The 17,988-nt window shown below is 39.4% G+C and carries 21 protein-coding genes, 1 tRNA gene and 1 pseudogene; 17 read left to right on the top strand and 6 right to left on the bottom strand.

Annotation, left to right across the window (positions count from 1 at the left end; all coding sequences use genetic code 11):
• Nucleotides 1-108: 108 nt before the first annotated feature.
• From ACI3ES_RS07255 to ACI3ES_RS07210, 10 genes are all read left to right on the top strand, one after another.
• Nucleotides 109-339 (top strand): hypothetical protein, encoded by a 231-nt coding sequence (locus ACI3ES_RS07255; protein ID WP_114666838.1) that lies wholly within the window; start codon nt 109-111, stop codon nt 337-339.
• Nucleotides 340-415: 76 nt separating this feature from the next.
• Nucleotides 416-898, top strand: coding sequence for a methylated-DNA--[protein]-cysteine S-methyltransferase (locus tag ACI3ES_RS07250; protein ID WP_114666837.1), 483 nt, complete (start codon nt 416-418; stop codon nt 896-898).
• A 44-nt stretch (nt 899-942) separates the two neighbouring features.
• On the top strand, nt 943-1,464 hold the full coding sequence (gene rimM, locus ACI3ES_RS07245) for a ribosome maturation factor RimM (protein ID WP_114666836.1): 522 nt from the start codon (nt 943-945) through the stop codon (nt 1,462-1,464).
• Nucleotides 1,464-2,204 carry a tRNA (guanosine(37)-N1)-methyltransferase TrmD gene (gene trmD, locus ACI3ES_RS07240; protein ID WP_114666835.1) on the top strand — a complete coding sequence of 247 codons (741 nt, stop codon included), beginning with the start codon at nt 1,464-1,466 and terminating at the stop codon, nt 2,202-2,204. Before rimM ends, trmD begins: the two co-directional genes overlap by 1 nt.
• A 118-nt stretch (nt 2,205-2,322) precedes the next feature.
• A complete protein-coding gene (locus ACI3ES_RS07235) occupies nt 2,323-3,276 on the top strand; it encodes a ketopantoate reductase family protein (RefSeq protein WP_114666834.1) in 954 nt (317 codons plus the stop codon).
• 60 nt (nt 3,277-3,336) lie between these two features.
• Nucleotides 3,337-3,858, top strand: coding sequence for a peptide-methionine (S)-S-oxide reductase MsrA (gene msrA, locus ACI3ES_RS07230; RefSeq protein WP_036068196.1), 522 nt, complete (start codon nt 3,337-3,339; stop codon nt 3,856-3,858).
• A gap of 111 nt (nt 3,859-3,969) precedes the next feature.
• Nucleotides 3,970-4,926, top strand: a complete 957-nt coding sequence (rnz, locus tag ACI3ES_RS07225) for a ribonuclease Z (protein ID WP_114666833.1) — start codon at nt 3,970-3,972, stop codon at nt 4,924-4,926.
• Nucleotides 4,913-6,880 (top strand): single-stranded-DNA-specific exonuclease RecJ, encoded by a 1,968-nt coding sequence (gene recJ, locus ACI3ES_RS07220; RefSeq protein WP_114666832.1) that lies wholly within the window; start codon nt 4,913-4,915, stop codon nt 6,878-6,880. Before rnz ends, recJ begins: the two co-directional genes overlap by 14 nt.
• A 35-nt stretch (nt 6,881-6,915) precedes the next feature.
• Nucleotides 6,916-7,446 (top strand): adenine phosphoribosyltransferase, encoded by a 531-nt coding sequence (locus ACI3ES_RS07215; protein ID WP_004914696.1) that lies wholly within the window; start codon nt 6,916-6,918, stop codon nt 7,444-7,446.
• Between the two features lie 65 nt (nt 7,447-7,511).
• Complete coding sequence (locus ACI3ES_RS07210) at nt 7,512-8,348, top strand: DUF368 domain-containing protein (protein WP_036068202.1); 837 nt, start codon at nt 7,512-7,514, stop codon at nt 8,346-8,348.
• A 30-nt stretch (nt 8,349-8,378) separates the two neighbouring features.
• On the opposite strand, the gene ACI3ES_RS07205 is transcribed toward ACI3ES_RS07210, so the two are convergent.
• Nucleotides 8,379-9,086, bottom strand: coding sequence for an SAM-dependent methyltransferase (locus ACI3ES_RS07205; RefSeq protein WP_114666831.1), 708 nt, complete (start codon nt 9,084-9,086; stop codon nt 8,379-8,381).
• Nucleotides 9,083-9,394 (bottom strand): hypothetical protein, encoded by a 312-nt coding sequence (locus ACI3ES_RS07200; protein WP_114666830.1) that lies wholly within the window; start codon nt 9,392-9,394, stop codon nt 9,083-9,085. The genes ACI3ES_RS07205 and ACI3ES_RS07200 overlap by 4 nt, the downstream gene beginning before the upstream one ends.
• 370 nt (nt 9,395-9,764) lie before the next feature.
• Here ACI3ES_RS07200 and ACI3ES_RS07195 point away from each other — a divergent pair, with 370 nt between their 5' ends.
• Complete coding sequence (locus tag ACI3ES_RS07195; protein ID WP_004914689.1) at nt 9,765-10,904, top strand: PTS transporter subunit IIC; 1,140 nt, start codon at nt 9,765-9,767, stop codon at nt 10,902-10,904.
• Nucleotides 10,905-10,972: 68 nt separating this feature from the next.
• Here the strand turns inward: ACI3ES_RS07195 and ACI3ES_RS07190 are convergent, their stop codons facing one another.
• Nucleotides 10,973-11,512: an LURP-one-related/scramblase family protein gene (locus ACI3ES_RS07190; RefSeq protein ID WP_114666829.1), complete on the bottom strand. Its 540-nt coding sequence runs from the start codon at nt 11,510-11,512 to the stop codon at nt 10,973-10,975.
• A 51-nt stretch (nt 11,513-11,563) separates the two neighbouring features.
• Here ACI3ES_RS07190 and ACI3ES_RS07185 point away from each other — a divergent pair, with 51 nt between their 5' ends.
• Both ACI3ES_RS07185 and pta read left to right on the top strand, forming a co-directional pair.
• A complete protein-coding gene (locus ACI3ES_RS07185; RefSeq protein ID WP_317212435.1) occupies nt 11,564-12,226 on the top strand; it encodes a uracil-DNA glycosylase in 663 nt (220 codons plus the stop codon).
• Between the two features lie 111 nt (nt 12,227-12,337).
• On the top strand, nt 12,338-13,321 hold the full coding sequence (pta, locus tag ACI3ES_RS07180) for a phosphate acetyltransferase (RefSeq protein WP_004914684.1): 984 nt from the start codon (nt 12,338-12,340) through the stop codon (nt 13,319-13,321).
• Between the two features lie 32 nt (nt 13,322-13,353).
• Here pta and ACI3ES_RS07175 read toward each other — a convergent pair whose 3' ends face one another.
• Nucleotides 13,354-13,590: a hypothetical protein gene (locus tag ACI3ES_RS07175; protein ID WP_142511638.1), complete on the bottom strand. Its 237-nt coding sequence runs from the start codon at nt 13,588-13,590 to the stop codon at nt 13,354-13,356.
• A 4-nt stretch (nt 13,591-13,594) separates the two neighbouring features.
• A pseudogene (locus ACI3ES_RS07170) lies at nt 13,595-13,810 on the bottom strand (ABC transporter ATP-binding protein); the annotation flags it as partial.
• Between the two features lie 505 nt (nt 13,811-14,315).
• Here ACI3ES_RS07170 and ACI3ES_RS07165 point away from each other — a divergent pair.
• A complete protein-coding gene (locus ACI3ES_RS07165; protein WP_114666826.1) occupies nt 14,316-14,600 on the top strand; it encodes a hypothetical protein in 285 nt (94 codons plus the stop codon).
• Nucleotides 14,601-14,780: 180 nt separating this feature from the next.
• Here ACI3ES_RS07165 and ACI3ES_RS07160 read toward each other — a convergent pair.
• Nucleotides 14,781-14,864: transfer RNA gene (locus tag ACI3ES_RS07160), tRNA-Leu, on the bottom strand.
• A 235-nt stretch (nt 14,865-15,099) separates the two neighbouring features.
• Between ACI3ES_RS07160 and serC the strand changes: the two genes are divergently transcribed.
• Genes serC through ACI3ES_RS07145 form a run of 3 tightly spaced genes read left to right on the top strand, consistent with a single transcriptional unit; the run spans nt 15,100 to nt 17,875 of the window.
• Nucleotides 15,100-16,182 carry a 3-phosphoserine/phosphohydroxythreonine transaminase gene (gene serC / locus ACI3ES_RS07155; protein WP_114666825.1) on the top strand — a complete coding sequence of 361 codons (1,083 nt, stop codon included), beginning with the start codon at nt 15,100-15,102 and terminating at the stop codon, nt 16,180-16,182.
• A gap of 3 nt (nt 16,183-16,185) precedes the next feature.
• Entirely contained in the window at nt 16,186-17,376 is a 1,191-nt protein-coding gene (locus tag ACI3ES_RS07150; protein WP_114666824.1) for a 3-phosphoglycerate dehydrogenase family protein, read from the top strand.
• Between the two features lie 10 nt (nt 17,377-17,386).
• A complete protein-coding gene (locus tag ACI3ES_RS07145; protein WP_114666823.1) occupies nt 17,387-17,875 on the top strand; it encodes a phosphatidylglycerophosphatase A in 489 nt (162 codons plus the stop codon).
• Nucleotides 17,876-17,988: the final 113 nt, after the last annotated feature.

The following is a 17,988-nucleotide window of genomic DNA, read 5'->3' as shown; positions in this document are numbered from 1 at the left end:
TAAAAAAAGGATTTAAATGAGATAACTATTACAGAAATTTAATGGTATTATAAATGGTAACTAAACAGCAGTTTAGCAATTAATATTATCGCAGAATGGAGAAATATTATGCCTGCATTTATATTTGCTATATTTTTAACAACTGTTATTGTCATTTTAATTCCCGATATACTTATTATTGAAGTTTTTGGCGGTTTTTTGTTGATCTTGGGTATTGCTTATCTGCTATGGAAAATCTTCGGTACTGATTTTAATGAAACAGAATCTGATACATGCAATTCACGAATACGTAAATTATTAAGCCAACTCACATCGCTTAAAGTTGAAAAAAATAAGTAAAACTATTTTGGCAAATAGGGTTAACTTTTAATGCAACAAAATTGTTGAATCATTACCATCATGATAAACTAAACATATGATTAAGTATGAAACAATTACATTTTTGGATGGTCATTTAACTCTTTTTGAGCGTGATGGACATTTAGTTTTTATCAGTTTGGCAAACGATGGGGTAGCTGAGTTTCTGTCTGAATATCAGGGATATGAGTTAGAACAAGATACACTGCCGGTTGCGCAACTGTTCCACGAATATGAAAACGGTTTGCCAGTTGACTGGACGCGTGTGCCAATTGATTTTCTTTCGGGTACTGAATTTCAAAAATCAGTCTGGCGAATGCTTAATCAGTTCAAAGGCACATTGACTTATAGTCAATTAGCAGCAAAAGTCGGTCGTCCTAGGGCGATTCGTGCTGTTGCAAGCGCTGTTGGTAAAAATCCACTGCCAATTATTAATGCTTGTCATCGTATTTTGCCTAAAAGTGGTGGCGCTGGCAAATTTCGATATGGTACTTTAGTCAAAACGCAACTATTAACCCTAGAAGGCATTAAAATTGATTAACATGGAGTATAGGTTGTTACTTAAAAACCTGATACAATAGAGTCATGACTAATACAGATAATTTTTTTAAAGTTGGCACAATTGTTAATACGCATGGTATCCGTGGCGAAGTCAAAATTATGGCTATCACCGATTTTGCAGAAGAACGCTTCCAAAAAGGAGCGTCTCTTTTTATTGATACAAAACAAGGTCGCGTACCGGTAACAGTTAAATCCTCACGTTTACACAAAAATGCGTGGTTGGTACTCTTCGACGGTGTCAGCAATATTAACGAGATCGAAAAATACAAAGGTGATGACGTTTATGTAGAGGGTAATTCACGTCCAGAACTTGGCGATGATGAATATTATTATGATGAAATCATTGATAGTGAGGTTGTTGACTTATCAGGCAATCATATCGGTATCGTTAAAGAGATTATGACCACGGGCGCTAATGATGTTTGGATTGTTAAACGTGAAGGTCAATCTGATGCGCTCATTCCGCTGATTGATGATGTTGTAAAGGAAATAAACGTCGACGACAAATTGATTACCATTGATGTTTTAGAAGGGTTGTTAGATTAATGCGAATTGATGTTTTAAGCCTTTTTCCAGATATGTTTGCGCCAATGCGCCAATCAATTATCGGAAAAGCGATTGACAAACAAGCACTTGATTTTAATGTGACTGATTTCCGAGATTTTACGGACAACAAGCATAATAATGTTGATGATTATCCATTCGGCGGTGGTGCGGGCATGTTATTGATGCCGCAACCAATTTTTGATGCGATGGCCGACGTTGAAAAAAAAGCCGGTGATAAGGGACATGTGATTCTACTGGATCCTGCTGGACGACAGTTTAATCACGCTGTTGCACAAGAACTGGCGCAATATGATCATTTGACATTTATTGCGGGTCATTATGAAGGCTATGATGATCGTATTCGTGAATTAGTGGATGATGAAATTTCACTTGGAGATTATGTTTTGACTGGTGGTGAACTGGGCGCGATGGTTATCATTGATGCCACAGTGCGCTTCTTACCAGAAATTCTTGGTAACGCTTCAAGTGCTAACGATGATTCCTTTCAAAATGGACTACTTGAATTTCCGCAATACACTAGACCGGCAGACTTTAGAGGACGACAAGTGCCGGAAGTTTTGACTAGCGGTAATCATGCTAAAATTGCAGAGTGGCGTCTGAAAGAATCGCTACGACGAACCTACTTACGGCGACCTGATTTGCTTAAAAATCGGCAATTAACTTCACAAGAACGTGATCTACTCGATGACATTCGAACTGAAGAAATGACGGAAGGCTAAGAAAAATCTTAGCCTTTTATTTTACTTATTAGTGAGAAAATATGGTACGGTACTAATAAGTAAAGTGGAGGAAGTGTATCACAATCGCTACTGATTGGGTGATATGCGACAATAAATCATGAAAATTGCAATTGCGGGTTTTGGTGCATTGGGTGCGCGAGTTGGTGTAATGTTGCAAAGCGCTGGTCATGATGTAACTGGTATAGATGGCTGGGCAGCACACATTTCAGCAATCAACACTAAGGGATTGACTGTGACAGAGGATGACGGGTCATCTAAAAAGTTTTTTATTCCAGTCATGACGCCCAAAGAAGTTACTGGTGAATTTGATTTGGTGATTTTATTGACGAAAACGCCACAATTGGATCGTATGTTAACTGACATTCAACCGCTTATCACAAAACAAACGCAGTTATTAGTCTTGTCAAATGGACTAGGTAATGTTGAAGTAATGGCAAAGCATGTGTCATCACAACAAATTATTGCTGGGGTAACTTTGTGGACATCTGATTTGGTTCAACCTGGTGAAATTCATGTGACCGGTACAGGCTCCATCAAGTTGCAAGCGATTGATCACGCAGATATTACCGCTGTTGTCACTGCTTTGAATGAAGCAGGGCTTAATGCTGAGGTATCCGATAATGTTGTAGAAGCTATTTGGCATAAAGCGGGCATTAATTCTGTCCTTAACCCATTGACAGTCTTACTTGATGCTAATATTGCTGAATTTGGCACAGCAGGGAATGGTATGGATCTTGCATTGAACATTTTAGATGAGATTAAGCAAGTTGGTGACGTGGCTGGCGTTAATGTTGATGTGAATAGTATTTTAAGCGATTTGTCGAATTTGCTAAAACCAGAAAACGCGGGTAATCACTACCCATCAATGTACCAAGATATTCAAGCTGGTAAACGAACTGAAATCGACTTTTTGAATGGCTATTTTTCTAAATTGGGACGTGAAAATCATATCGCCACACCTTTTAATGCACTTGTAACACGATTAATTCATGCAAAAGAAGATATTGAACGTGTTAAATTGGCCAAGCAACAAGAAACCTTTGAAATTTGATGACAATTAAAGTAAAATTAGAATCAAATCATTTTACTTTTAATTTGTAAGGAGAAAATAATGGCAATTGAAACAGCAGTATTTGCAGGCGGTTGCTTTTGGTGCATGGTGCAACCTTTTGATTCGTTACCGGGAATTGAAAAGGTCCGTTCTGGGTATACAGGCGGACACACGGTTAATCCAACTTATGAGGAAGTATCATCACACACCACTGGTCATACAGAAGCAGTTAAAATTTGGTTTGATCCCGAAAAAATAACTTATGCAGAATTAGTTGAGATCTATTGGGAACAAACAGATCCAACTGACGCAATGGGGCAATTTCAAGATCGTGGTGATAACTATCGACCTGTTATCTTTGTTGCTGATGAAAAGCAGCGCCAAATTGCCGAACAATCTAAAGCAAAATTAGCCGCGTCTGGCCGATTTACCGATCCAATTGTCACAACGATTGAAGATGTTAAACCATTTTATGAAGCTGAAGAGTATCATCAAGAATTTTACAAGAAAGATCCGACTCGCGAAGCGCTTGAGATGGAGCAACGATTAGCTTTCAAACTAGCTAATTGGCAACAAGATTAACAGATTGTTAGGATATTGAAAAACAGTGAAAATGAGCGGAGACGCTTTTTTTTTGTTATAATTGATTTCGTTATGAACGTTAAAAGGAAAGCACGCCGTAGGTAAAAAAACATGCAACTTGAATTTCTTGGAACTGGGTCTGGCCAGCCATCTAAATTTAGAAATGTGACTAGTATTGCTTTACGGTTACTGGATGAACGAAATGCTGTCTGGCTTTTTGATGTTGGGGAAGCCACACAACACCAAATTTTAAAAACGACAATTCGACCACGCAAAGTTGAAAAAATTTTCATCTCTCACTTACATGGGGATCATATTTTTGGCCTTCCTGGTTTTTTGAGCTCTCGCTCTTTTCAAGGTGCTGATAAAAATGAACCATTAACGATCTATGGCCCTAAGGGCATTAAAGATTTTGTCCAGACTGCTTTGCGTGTTTCTGAAACACGTTTGTCTTATCCTATCAATTATGTGGCTTTGCAGGAAGGGATTATTTTTGATGATCCGACTTTTCAAGTGATTGCCGCACCTATGCGTCACCGCATTGAAACTTGGGGATTCCGCGTCGTTGAAAAAGATCATCCAGGAGAACTCTTGGTTGACAAGTTACGTGCTGAAAATATACCTTCTGGACCCATATATGGGCGATTAAAAGCTGGTAAAACCGTGACATTAGCTGACGGACGCACGATCAACGGGTTAGATTTCATTGGGGAAACACAAAAAGGGCGTGTCGTGACATTGATTTTAGACACGCGGCCCAATGATAATATTGCTTTATTGGCCCATCATGCTGATGTATTAGTTCATGAAAGCACTTATGGTGCCAGTGATGAAGAATCAAAGATGGCGAGAGCACACGCTCATTCAACTAGTATTAACGCAGCTAATGTGGCGAAAAAAGCCCAAGTTGGCAAGCTAGTGCTAACACATTTATCAGCACGATATGTTGGTCCATTGGTCAAAAATCTCATTCAAGACGTGCGAAAAGTATTTCCAAACACATACGTTGCGCGAGATTTGGATGTGATCGAAATTCCATTTAAGAAAGAAATTCATGAGTCAAAGTAACTGGCATATGTTGCCAAAACCAAATGACAAAGTTGTTAAGCAACTGGTGTCACAATTAAATATTAGCCAACTTTCCGCGATGATTGTTGCGCAAAAAGGTTATGATTCGCCTGAGGCTGCTTTTCAGTATTTAAAGCCTAGTATGTCTACGCTCCATGATCCGATGGCGCTCCATGATATGGCGATCACAATTGAACGTTTGCAGGAAGCCGCGTTTGGCGGAGAAAAAATTGTTGTATATGGCGATTACGATATGGATGGCGTTACTAGTTCAGCCATCATGGTCGAGGCACTAGAGGTTTTAGGCGCTGATGTGACGGCCTATATTCCAAACCGCTTTTCTGATGGTTATGGCCCTAACCTAGCGGCGTACCAAAAACTAATTGCAGACGGTGCGCAGCTAATTGTGACAGTTGATAATGGTGTTAGTGGTCATGAAGCTGTTGAATATGCAATGGCGCAAGGGATTGATGTCATTATTACTGATCATCATGAATTACCCACAAAACTGCCAAACGCTTTTGCAATTGTACATCCAAGACATCCTGAAGGGAACTATCCATTTGGTGATTTGTCAGGAGCTGGTGTGGCATTCAAAGTGGCGCAGGCGTTACTCAGTGATGGTCAAACTGCCACTGATATTTCTGAGTTACCCACAGAACTTTTAGATTTGGTGGCATTAGGCGAATTAGCAGATATGGTGTCACTAACCGACGAAAATCGTGTCCTTGTTGCGCTTGGTTTGCAACAAATCAATCAAGCGCCACGTCCAGGCTTGAGTGCCGTTTTAAAGAACGCTGGGCAAAAAGATAATGAACCAGTGATTTCAGAAACAGTCGGCTTCAAGATTGCACCACGCATAAATGCGGTGGGACGACTTGGAGATGCTGATTTATCATTAAAACTGTTGATGAGTCAAGATCCAGATGAAGCCACTACCTTAGCTTCTGAGGTTGAAGCATTGAATGCTCAGCGACAAGAAATTGTTGAGGAAGTTTTGGGCGCAGCGAAACAAGTTGCTTTGTCAGATAAATATCAGCAAGATAAAGTGATTATTGTAGCAGGGGATAATTGGCACCAAGGTATTTTGGGAATTGTTGCTAGTCGATTGGTTGATATGCTCCAAAAACCTGTGATTGTTTTGAGTTTAGTTGATGGTATTTATAAAGGATCGGGCCGAACATTTGGTGATTTTGACTTGTATCAATTGATGAATAACTATCGCCATTTATACGAAACGTTCGGTGGGCACAAAAGTGCTTTGGGTTTGGCAATAAAGCCAGATAACTTAACAAAGTTAATTGAACAAATACGATCACAAAATAATCAAATTATTGTGAAACCTGAGCCAATTGATGTCAATTTGGTTTTGCCACCTGAAGCGATGACAACTGAAATTTATCATGATTTGCAAATGATGGAACCATTTGGAACAGATAATCCACAGCCTGTCTTTGCTTTGAAATCACCAAGTGTTGTTAGTGCTGTCACAATGGGCAATGCTAAACAACATATCAAGTTAAAATTACAAAATAATGTTGAGGTGCTTGGTTTTAATCATCCTGATTGGTTGCCGGTAGTCGCACAGCCTAATGGTCATGCCATGGTTGGTACGTTAGGTTTGAATTATTTTCGAGGCAAAAAAACATTACAATTATTATTGCTTGATGTTGATTTACCGGTTCAAAAAGATGATAATGAAGAACATAAAAGGTTTTTTGCGAGTTTATATAAATTTATTTATCACAATCAAACCTTGAATTTTGCCGAAAATTTGGATAAAATTGCCAAACAATTCAATATTAGCAAAACGGACCTAAATATTATGGTGCAAGTGTTTATCGAGTTAAATTTTGTGTCGGTACATGACGGTTTTGTCAAAATTAACCCAAATGCCGCACAAAAATCGTTAACGACTTCCAAAACATATCAAAAATATTTAGCTGGTCGATAATTTAGAAAGTATGAGCTTTGGCTCAGAGAAAAAGAATGACAGTAGATTTACATGATTACGTTGCAACAGTAGAAAACTTTCCTGAACAAGGCGTTAATTTTCGTGACATTTCACCACTGATGGGGGATGGCGTTGCTTACAAACAAGCGGTTGACGCGATAGCAGATTTTGCCAAGCAATTGGATGTTGCTTTAATTGCAGGTCCTGAGTCTCGTGGCTTCATTGTCGGGTCACCATTAGCCTACACTTTGGGAATTGGTTTTGTTCCAGCGCGCAAAGGTGGCAAACTTCCGCGTAAAGCTGTCAGTGCATCCTATACACTTGAGTATGGTGGCGTTAATGAACTTGAAATTCATGAGGATGCTATCAAACCAGGTCAGCGTGTTTTGATTGTTGATGACTTACTCGCTACTGGTGGCACAATTAATGCGACACGAGAAATCATTGAAAAATTAGGTGGTATAGTTGCTGGTGTTGCTTTCATTATTGAGCTAGAAGATTTACATGGTCGTGAGAAGATCATGGAAGCAGGTGAAGTACCATTTTTAGCGTTGATGGAATATTAAAAGTTTCAAAAATGGGATAGTGGCAGAGCTTGACACCTTCTCATTTATCCTTTAATCTTAATGCTATGGAAAAAAAACAAATTACGAATTGGTTTATTCGCTTTATAAAAGGTGTTTTTATTGCCTTAGGTTTTATTTTACCAGGCGTTTCAGGCGGCGTTCTTGCTGCTATATTAGGGCTTTACGAGCGAATGCTCAATTTTATGGCCCATATTCGTCAAAATTTCAAACGAGATTTTGCGTTTTTTTTGCCAGTCGGTTTGGGTGGAATTGCTGGCATTATTTTACTCAGTCGACCACTTGAGTTTTTGCTGGTCTCTTATAAAGCAATGGTGCTTTGGGGATTTGCTGGTGCAATTGTTGGGACATTGCCTGCACTATTCAAGGAAAGTGCAAAAAAAGGGCGTAGTTATCGTGATTGGATCATGTTTGGTGTAACAGCAGTTGTTGGCGGGTTATTTTTGTATAACATGACTGCTATTTTTGGACAAATGCCAATTAATTTCTTCTCTTGGTTGTTGGCAGGGGCTCTCATTGCGCTCGGTGTGATAGTGCCAGGCTTAAGTCCGTCGAATTTTTTGTTATATCTTGGCCTTTTCGATCCAATGTTAGCTGGCTTCAAGCGCGCGGATATGGGTGTCTTCATACCAATTGCTGTGGGGGCAATCGTGACTTTAGTTTCTTTTTCTAAAGTCATGAGTTATCTGTTACAACATTTTTATTCACTTGTTTACCACTTTATTTTGGCGATTGTTGTGGTTTCAACAATCTTAATTGTCATCCCACCAGTTGCTGATTATAGTGGTTTCAACATGACCAGTGTCATAGTTAGTGCGATTTTGTTTGCTTTAGGTATCGTATTAGGCTACTGGATGAGCGGTTTAGAAAAAAAATACAAATAAAAACGATTACGTGAGAATTCGTAATCGTTTTTATTTGACTAACCAAACAGCGTCTTTGATAGTATCAAAGGGTTGATGGTTCTGATTGAGAATTTCTGGTTCCGATAAAATTGCATTTTGCCAAAAGTCAGGAGAATTTGTGACACCATTTTGTTCGCCGATGACAATAAAATCCCCTGTAAATCCTTTGCTACGCAAAGCAGTCAGAACTTGCCAGTCAATGTTTTGAGTGTCAGGAGCCCAACTTAAAATTAAAACATCAAAGGTTCTCTGTTTGACGCTTTTAAGTGCATCTTCTTGTTCAACATAAGTCCATGGTTCTGGTGCCAAAATATCCTGACCGCGCCAATCAAAATTGTCTGTACTGGCAACTTGATCATTGAGTTGGCGAAGCCCAGCAGAAATGACTGCATTGCCAGCCATGATTTCTAATACTGAACGGCCACTGATAAAATGATGTAAATCCATCAACCATTGTTGATTAGGAATATGCCAAAGCCCGAATGTTGTAATAATTTCTTGTCGAAACATGGCTAAATCATCATCAAGTGGCATTAAAGCAAAATTACTAAAAATGTCTCTTTCTGAAAATGATAATAGGGGTAAGTTGCTTTTAGGTAATTGATGTTGATTCAAGCATATTATGGCTTCTTGAGCTGCTTGAATTTTAAAAAGAACATCAGAAGTTGTTTCAAACTTTTTGGCCCATTGATTGAGCAGCTCAAGATAGGCTATCATTCTTCAGTCACGTCGCGTCGATTTTTAAAGCTTGCGCCTTTTTTATCAATGTGGACGTTATAATGTTTACCATGATGTTCAAAGTCAAAATCGTTGTTTTTGATATCACGTCTAAAGCGCCACATTGTGAGCATAGCGATAATACCACCAATAGCAGCGACAATGAGAGCAAATAATAGTGCAATACCAATGATACTCAAAACAACTGGCACAGCGACACCGATAACGACCAGTAGAATAGGGATGAGAATCAGTAATACAACAATGATTGTGACAACAGCACCAATGAATTGAAATAATTTTTTCATAGATAAACCCTCCAATCATTCAATTATACTACACTTTTATTAGAATTTAGAAAAAGTATTGACATGTAAATATTAGTAGTGTATATTAATATTCATAAAGTAATAGCGCATTCGTCGCTCAAATTTAAGGAGTCGTATCATGACAAAGCACATGACCATCAAATTCAATAACGCCCTCCTCCTCAACCTCCAACTCATTTGAGTCTAGTAGGTTGTTATTTGAGCAACATCAGCTACTAGACTATCATCATTGATAAGTTTGGTGGCTGGTTAGGTAGGAATGTCCTAACGAGCAATCGTTGGGACATTTTTATTTTTCTCAACGATTGTGGGCTCACATTGGAGAACACACATTTAAGGAGAAAGAATTATGGCACAAAATGCAATTACAGCAAAACAGGTAAAATCAGCAAGTAACAAAAAGTCAGCCGCGGTCGACAAAGAATCAATTCGCGATACAGTTTACAAAGTCAGCGCCGCTGTCTCTAATGCAATATTGGTGACGTTGGGTATGGGCCTATTGTTGCAAACAATTGCAGGATTTATTCACTGGGCACCAATGGTACAAATGGGTGCCATCACAAAAGTAATGTTGCCAGCAGCTTTTGGCGCAGCGATTGCTTCACAAATGAAGACCAATACAATGGTTATGTTTAGTGCTATGGCTGCATCAGCGGTTGGTGCTAACGCTGTATTTTTCACTGATAAAGCTGTGCAAGGTGTTACCGCAACTGGTTATGCCGGTGCACAAGCTGCTGGGTCAGCAATTATTACAACTGGACAACCGATTTCGGCTGTATTGGCTGGTTTGATTGCCGTGTTGTTTGGTAAATGGTTGAGTGGAAAAACACCATTGGATATGGTGATTGTCCCTGCTGCAACAACGATTGTTGGAACAGTTGCGGGTTACTATTTGGCCGCTGTAACAACACCAATTTTGGTTGCTATTGGTGCTTTCATTGCTTCAAGTGTTGCAGTTAACCCAATTATTGGAACAGCTGTTGTTGCGATGGTATTCGGTGCTTTGACAATGACACCAGCCTCAGCCGCTGCATTGGCAGTTGCTATTGGTGCCACGGGTGTAACGTCGCCGGAAGCAGCCGGTGCTATCTTGATTGGTACAACCGCAGTATTCGTTGGTTTCCCTGCAATGTCATTCCATGAAAACAAGATTGGGGCAACCATTGCACAAGGTATTGTAACACCAAAAATTCAATTCCCTAATTTGACAGAAAATCCAGCTTTGATTATCCCACCAATGATTGGCGCCGCAATTGCTGCGCCAATTGCAACAATGGTCTTCCATGTGACGGCACCATTCGCGATGGCAGGTATCGGATTTAACTCATTCATTGTGCCATTGGCATTGGCAGGATCTAACCCAGTTGCATTTGCTGCTTATATGGGTGTCGGCGTTGCCGTACCAGTCGTTGTTTCATTTATTGGCTATCGCATTATGCGTAAAATTGGTTGGGCTAAGCCACAACAGTTGCACTTGGAAATGATCTAATTTAACCAAGCTCTAAAATAATAAAAACCACCAAATTTCATTATTCAATGAAAAAATTGGTGGTTTTTTTAGTGTACTCTGGTTGTTAATTTGTAGGTACGATTTTGGCCTGGTAGCCATTTGATAGCCGTTAGCGGGTTAGATTTTACACCCCAAATGTCCAATAGAGCAGCAATAGCGATATGAACTGGTGCTTGTGAGTCGAAAGTGACGGTTAACTGATTATAGATACCATCAGGACGACTTTCGGGTTTGACACTGAGTAATTTTTTGGTATTGTGGTAGATGAGGTAGCGATTGGCAATAAAATTACCTGAAATTAACCAACCAAGATGACGAACATACACAATATCACCGAGATGCCCAAAAGTAAAACTGATGGAGCCAACAATATGACCACGGTAGTTAAGGGTGAAGCGTGGTAAAATGCCATAAGATGTTTGACGAATACGTACTAGCACATTGCCTGACATGTCTTGAACGTGAAGTTCATCAGACTTTTTACCGGATCGACCTGAAACAAGGTAAGATGCCTTGAAGTCGGAATCAAAAACGATATTGACACCATCATCAATACTATGTCGCTGTCTCAAATAATATTTTGTCATCTGCTAAGCACCTCTCATTCACCTATTATTTTATCATGAAAGAAGAAAAAAATGCCGTTAACTCATACAACTTGGGCATCAGCCGTCAAAGCAAAACTTACTTCGGATTATTTAGATCGTGTGGCAATGTTTATTAATCAAACCTATCAGTTCGAAGAAAATATTTTTCCGCCTAGAGAGAAAATTTTTGCCGCACTGGAAACAACACCACTTCCTGAGACTAAAGTCGTGATAATGGGGCAAGATCCATATCATGAAATTGGTCAAGCACAAGGTCTGAGTTTTTCAGTTCCTGATGACGTTCCTGCGCCGCCGTCTTTGCAAAATATTTTAAAAGAACTGTCAACAGATATCGGGCAGCGTCAGTCTCATGATTTAACCAGTTGGGCAGAGCAGGGCGTTTTATTGCTCAACGCTGTACTAACTGTTCCGGAAGGGCGTGCTAATGCACATCAAGGTTTAATTTGGGAACCATTAACTGATGCTTTGATTCAAATTGCTTCAGAAGATAGTGCACCGAAAGTCTTTATTTTGTGGGGAAAATTCGCCCAATCGAAGCGGCGCTTTGTTGATGAATCAAAGCATTTAGTTATCACGAGTGCTCATCCTAGTCCGTTATCGGCATATCGTGGCTTTTTTGGTAGCCAACCCTTTTCAAAAGCCAATGCTTATTTAAGCACACACAATCGGACGGCCATTGATTGGCTGAAATAGTTAAGACATTCACAAAATAACAACAAAATCGCAGACAATTATGAATTGGTCTGTTACAATTAAGGTGTAAATGAAAATTTAGTGATTCACAGTGGTGAATTTGGAGGAATTATGGAACTATTTGAGCAGCTTAAAACTAAAATTAGTGGTCAAAATAAAACAATTGTGTTTCCTGAAGGAGAAGATGTCCGTATTCAAGGCGCCGCAGTAAGATTGGCAGCGGATGGCCTTTTGAAGCCAATTTTGTTGGGAGATAGCAAAGCCATAGCAGCTACTGCAACCGCTAATAATTTTGATTTGTCCGGTGTAGAAGTAATTGATCCTGCCAACTATAACGAAACCGCACTATCTCAATTAAATGCTGCGCTGGTTGAGCGTCGTAAGGGTAAGACAGATGCCGAGACGGCTGCCAAGTGGCTAAAAGATGTTAATTATTTTGGCACAATGCTTGTTTACACAGGCAAGGCTGATGGCATGGTTTCTGGCGCAACACATCCAACAGGCGATACGGTTCGTCCGGCGTTGCAAATTATCAAAACTGCACCCGGCTCAAGCCGGATTTCTGGTGCTTTCATTATGCAAAAGGGTGATGAACGCTACGTTTTCTCCGACGCTGCTATCAATATTGATATTGACGCGCCAACCATGGCGGAAATTGCTGTTCAATCAGCCAAGACTGCCAAAGTCTTTGAAATTGACCCAAGAGTGGCTATGTTGTCATTTTCAACAAAGGGTTCAGCTAAGTCACCATTGGTAGATAAAGTTGCAGAAGCGACCAAACTAGCTAAAGAGTTGGCGCCAGAATTTGCTGACGTGATTGATGGCGAGTTGCAATTTGATGCTGCATTTGTGCCAACAGTTGGTGCAGCTAAGGCACCTGATTCAAAGGTTGCTGGGCACGCCAATACGTTTATTTTCCCAAGTCTAGAAGCCGGAAATATTGGCTACAAAATTGCCCAACGCCTAGGTGGATATGAAGCAATTGGTCCCATTCTTCAAGGTTTGGCAAAACCTGTTTCTGATTTATCACGTGGCGCCAATGAAGAAGATGTCTATAAGGTTGCTATTATTACTGCAGCACAAGCATTGGCCTAAATCGTTTAATTGATAAAAAAGGAATCCAAAAATTATTTTGGATTCTTTTTTTGTGTCACTAGGAGCGACGGTCGTTGGTTAAACGTTGAAAATGTGGCTTGTTCATCATCTTTAAAAATTGAAAATAGTTCGGTAGCATTGCTTTCAGAAAGTGACATCGACCAATCACCAATCGTTAAAAAAAACTGATCAGCCATGTCGTAAAATTGCAGTTTCGCTATTTTACCTTGATGATCAACCATCAAATCGTATAAAGTCTTTTTTGTCATAAAATTATTCAAATTGGGCATCGTATAGTCGTTTATATATACCTTTCTGCTGCAAGAGAGTGTCATGTGTACCAGCTTCAGCAACTCGACCATCATTCATCACAATAATTTGATCGGCCTTATGAACAGTGCTTAGTCGGTGAGCGATGACGATTGCCGTCTTTGCAATCATTAAATTGTCAAGCGCATGTTGAATCGTTTTTTCAGATTCATTGCCGATTTAAAACGGATCCAAACACGAACCGTAACATTTCAACGGCTGTTGTGTCAGAATGGGCGAGTTGCTTTTTAATTTCTGTGGGACTCATACGTCCATTTGGATTTCTCATAATGAAGCCATTATACGCTATTCCATGGGAAATTAGCTACCAATCCATAATTGAACGGCCAATGACGATAAGCGCAAATAATAATAAAGCACATAAATAACTAATGCCAGCCATTAACCACCAAGTAATTCGCATATTATCGCCTCCTCAAAAAGTATTCTCTCACTTAAATATAATGCTAAATTGTGAAAAATCAAAGAAAGCGCACTGCCGTTAAGGAAGTGATAACTTTTTTTAGAGATTCTTTATGAATTGAATGACCAACATCAATGACGGGTCACAACAGTGAATTTTTTTGAGGTAATATTAAAAGGCTATTTATTTGACAAGAAAGCGCTTTCATGATAATTTCTAATTAATCTATTACTAGAATTTTAATGAGCGTAGGAGAGTAAAATGGGAATAAACAATGTTTTGCATCGTCGGCAATATAAAATTGTAATTGATGACACAATTAACGGGTTAAACCTAGATACATTAGGCGATTTAGGTATCTGGAGTAATCCTAAAAACAAACATTATCTTGTCACTTTAAGATCAAATGAAGATCCGAATACGGATATTGGTACATTTATCAAAGCTTTTGAAAAAAAGACCGGATTAACATCGGACAATTTTACAATTCAGTCCCAAACCGGTCCATTAACTTTGCAAAGAGCAGTTGATGATGAGTGGTTCTAAATCATCGAAAAAAACGACTCAACCATGTTTGTGGTAAGGTCGTTTTTTGTTTGAAAAGCAGGGTTTCAGTGATGATAGATGAGATCAAATGGTCCGACAACATATGATCGATAAGTTGTTAAATCAACATTTATGCAAATAAAAACCGTTCCCTCAACATTTGTGAGAAAACGGGGAATATGCCGATGACAGGAATCGAACCTGCACGATGTTGCCATCATACCGACCTGAACGGTACGCGTCTGCCAGTTCCGCCACATCGGCAAATCAACTCTTTCATTATACCCGAAAAAAAGAGGGTTGACAAATTTTCTAAATAAGGTATTCTAGTGTTACGTAAAAAAAGGAAATTGTAATGACAGAATTCAAAGTCAACTTAGCTTCTTCCTCCACTCAATCACTCGTGTGATTGGGATTCTTTGCGTATGATAACGTGGAATTGCTGACGACATGAGTTTAATAACTGATGTCGTCTTTTTGTATACTGAAAGGAATGGTCATGGTAACGTATAATTTTTCGGCGGGTCCGGGTGTACTTCCGACCCCAGTTATTTCCCAAATAAAGGCAGATTTGGCACAAAATGAATTCACACATCTGTCCATTTTGGAAATTTCACATCGTTCGGCACAATTTGAAAAAATAATGGCCAGCGCGCAGCAACGCCTGCGTGATTTGATGTCTATTCCCGACGAATATGGTGTTGTTTTTGTTCAAGGTGGTGGTTCGTTACAATTCGAAATGTTACCGTTGAATTTGGCAACGAACAAACAAAGCATTGCGGTACTTGACTCGGGCAATTTTGCTGCCAAAGCGGCGCAAGCTGCTCAAATGCTGGGCAAAGAAGTGACAATTGTTGGTTCAAGTAAATCACAGCATTATCGTTATTTACCACAATTGACGGGTGATTTTGATGCGAATGCTTATGATTACTTGCATATCACTACCAACAACACAATTGAGGGCACAACCTATCATCAAGATATGTTGCCTCAGACAACTGGTCGTTTAACGGCTGATATGAGTTCGAACATTTTGGCAGAACCCTATGATATCACACAATTTGATGCTGTTTTTGCAGGTGCTCAAAAGAATCTCGGCCCTGCTGGCGTCACACTCGCCATTGTCAAAAAAGATTGGTTAGCTTCGCAATCGATTGAGCATGTTGGCCCAATGATGCGTTATCAAAATTATTTAGATAAAGATTCAATGTATAACACACCGCCAGTATTTTCTATTTATGCCCTTGACCTGGTCTTGTCTTGGGTACAAGCAGAGGGTGGCGTTGATGAAATGACGCGTCGTAATCAATTAAAAGCAGCTAAGTTGTATGATTTCTTGGACGAATCTCGTTTGTTTGAGGCACCAGTAAAGACCTCAGATCGTTCATTGACCAATATTGTTTTCACGACAAATGACGCAAAGCGTGATGCACAAATAGTTGCTCAAGCAAAAGAAAATGGTTTATTTAATCTTGGTGGTCATCGTTCTGTTGGCGGTTTTAGAGCTTCACTTTATAACGCTCAGCCAATGGCAGCCGTTGATGCACTGATTGAATTTTTAAACAAAGTAGAAAAAGGATAAGCAATGACTAACATAAAAACGTATAATGCAATTAGCCACAAAGGATTGGATTATTTAGCGCAACATGGCTACGATATTAATTCAACAGAACAGCCTAAGGCAATTTTATTACGTTCACAAAATTTATTTGATGAAGTGATTCCAGATACAGTCCGAGCTGTTGTCCGTTCGGGGGCTGGTTTTAATAATATTCCGATTGAAAATTTGTCAAAGCGGGGCATTGTTGTCTTTAATACACCGGGTGGTAACGCAAATGCGGTCAAGGAATTAACAATTGCTTCATTGATTTTAGCAGCTCGTCCGGTGGTTGGTGCGATTAGATTTGCTAACCAAACACGTGGTGGTGATGTGTCATTGCGGACTGAATCAAATAAAGGCGGCTACCGAGGCACAGAGTTAGCTGGTAAAACGCTTGGTGTGATTGGATTGGGAAATGTGGGATCTAAGGTCGCCAACACAGCTTTGGCTTTGGATATGGATGTGATTGGCTACGATCCGGGTCTAAATGCTAATACAGCATGGCGAATAGACCGACACATTGTTCATGCGCGTAATGTTGAAGAGGTTTTGCGCCGAGCCGACTATGTCACCGTCCATATTCCAATGGAAGAAAAGAACGACCACTTTATTGATGCTGGCAAATTGCAATTAATGAAGCCAGAAGCAGCACTATTGAATTTGTCACGTGGTGGCATTGTTGACGATCACGCGGCTAAAGCCGCATTAGATAGTGATCAACTTCGTATGTATATCACTGATTTTGCCGATGATGTTTTGTTTGATAATCCTAAAGTTATTATTACACCACATATTGGGGGCTCAACAATTGAAGCCGAAGATACTAGCGCCTTGATGGCAGCCAAGGAGCTAGATGAATATTTGACTACTGGAAATATTATTAATTCTGTGAATTATCCTGATGTTAATGAACCATTTACAACCAACTATCGCGTCGGTATAATTCATGAAAATGTACCAAACATGATTGGGCAAATCTCTGCCTTTTTTGGAGATAATGGCATTAACATTGAACAATTGAGCAACCGTGCTGTTGGACAATACGCTTATACTTTGGTGGCAATCAATGATTTTACAGCAGCACAACAGGAACATGTAAAAACAGCTTTGGATGAAATTCCACATGTGATTTTGACAAGACGCTATCAAAATCCAAATATGACAGTTGGTGATTAAAGGAGATATCATGACACAAGAATTACAAGAGCAAGCCATTGCGCAGTTAGCAAAGCGTGGCGTTAAAGTTGAAGATATTGCAGAAGGCACTCGTACATTTTTAACTGATAAATATCATGATGAACTTGATGAACAGACATTGGCACAAGCTATTTCACGTGTGTTACACAAAGATGAAGTCGCAGATATTATTTTGACAGCGCTTTATTTGGATGAACAAGCGGAAACAATGTCAGATGATCAACCATTAAAACCTCGCTTGCAACGAGATGCTAATGGGCACAATGTTGATGAAATTTTAGCGATTGCAATTACCCAGCAATTTTCTGCGGCAGCGACGGTTCATTACGGTTTGTTAGATGATTTAAAGCCAGGTTTGATTGGTGTCATCAACGATAAAACAGATAGTATTAATGTTTATCTTGACGATATTTTAGCAGCATTGATTGCCAGTGCTGCTATGATGTATTTGGAGTTACTTGGTGGTAATAACTATTAAACGCAGTAATGCGTTTTTTTTTGGACGCAATTTCTTCATAATACTTAAAATTCTTACTTATCTCAACATGATTAGTTCAATAATTATTCACTTTCATTTTTTAAAATAGAAAT

The organism is Leuconostoc falkenbergense, from assembly GCF_045801155.1.
GTDB classification, from domain to species: Bacteria; Bacillota; Bacilli; order Lactobacillales; family Lactobacillaceae; genus Leuconostoc; species Leuconostoc falkenbergense.
This window is presented reverse-complemented; position numbering and strand designations above follow the sequence as displayed.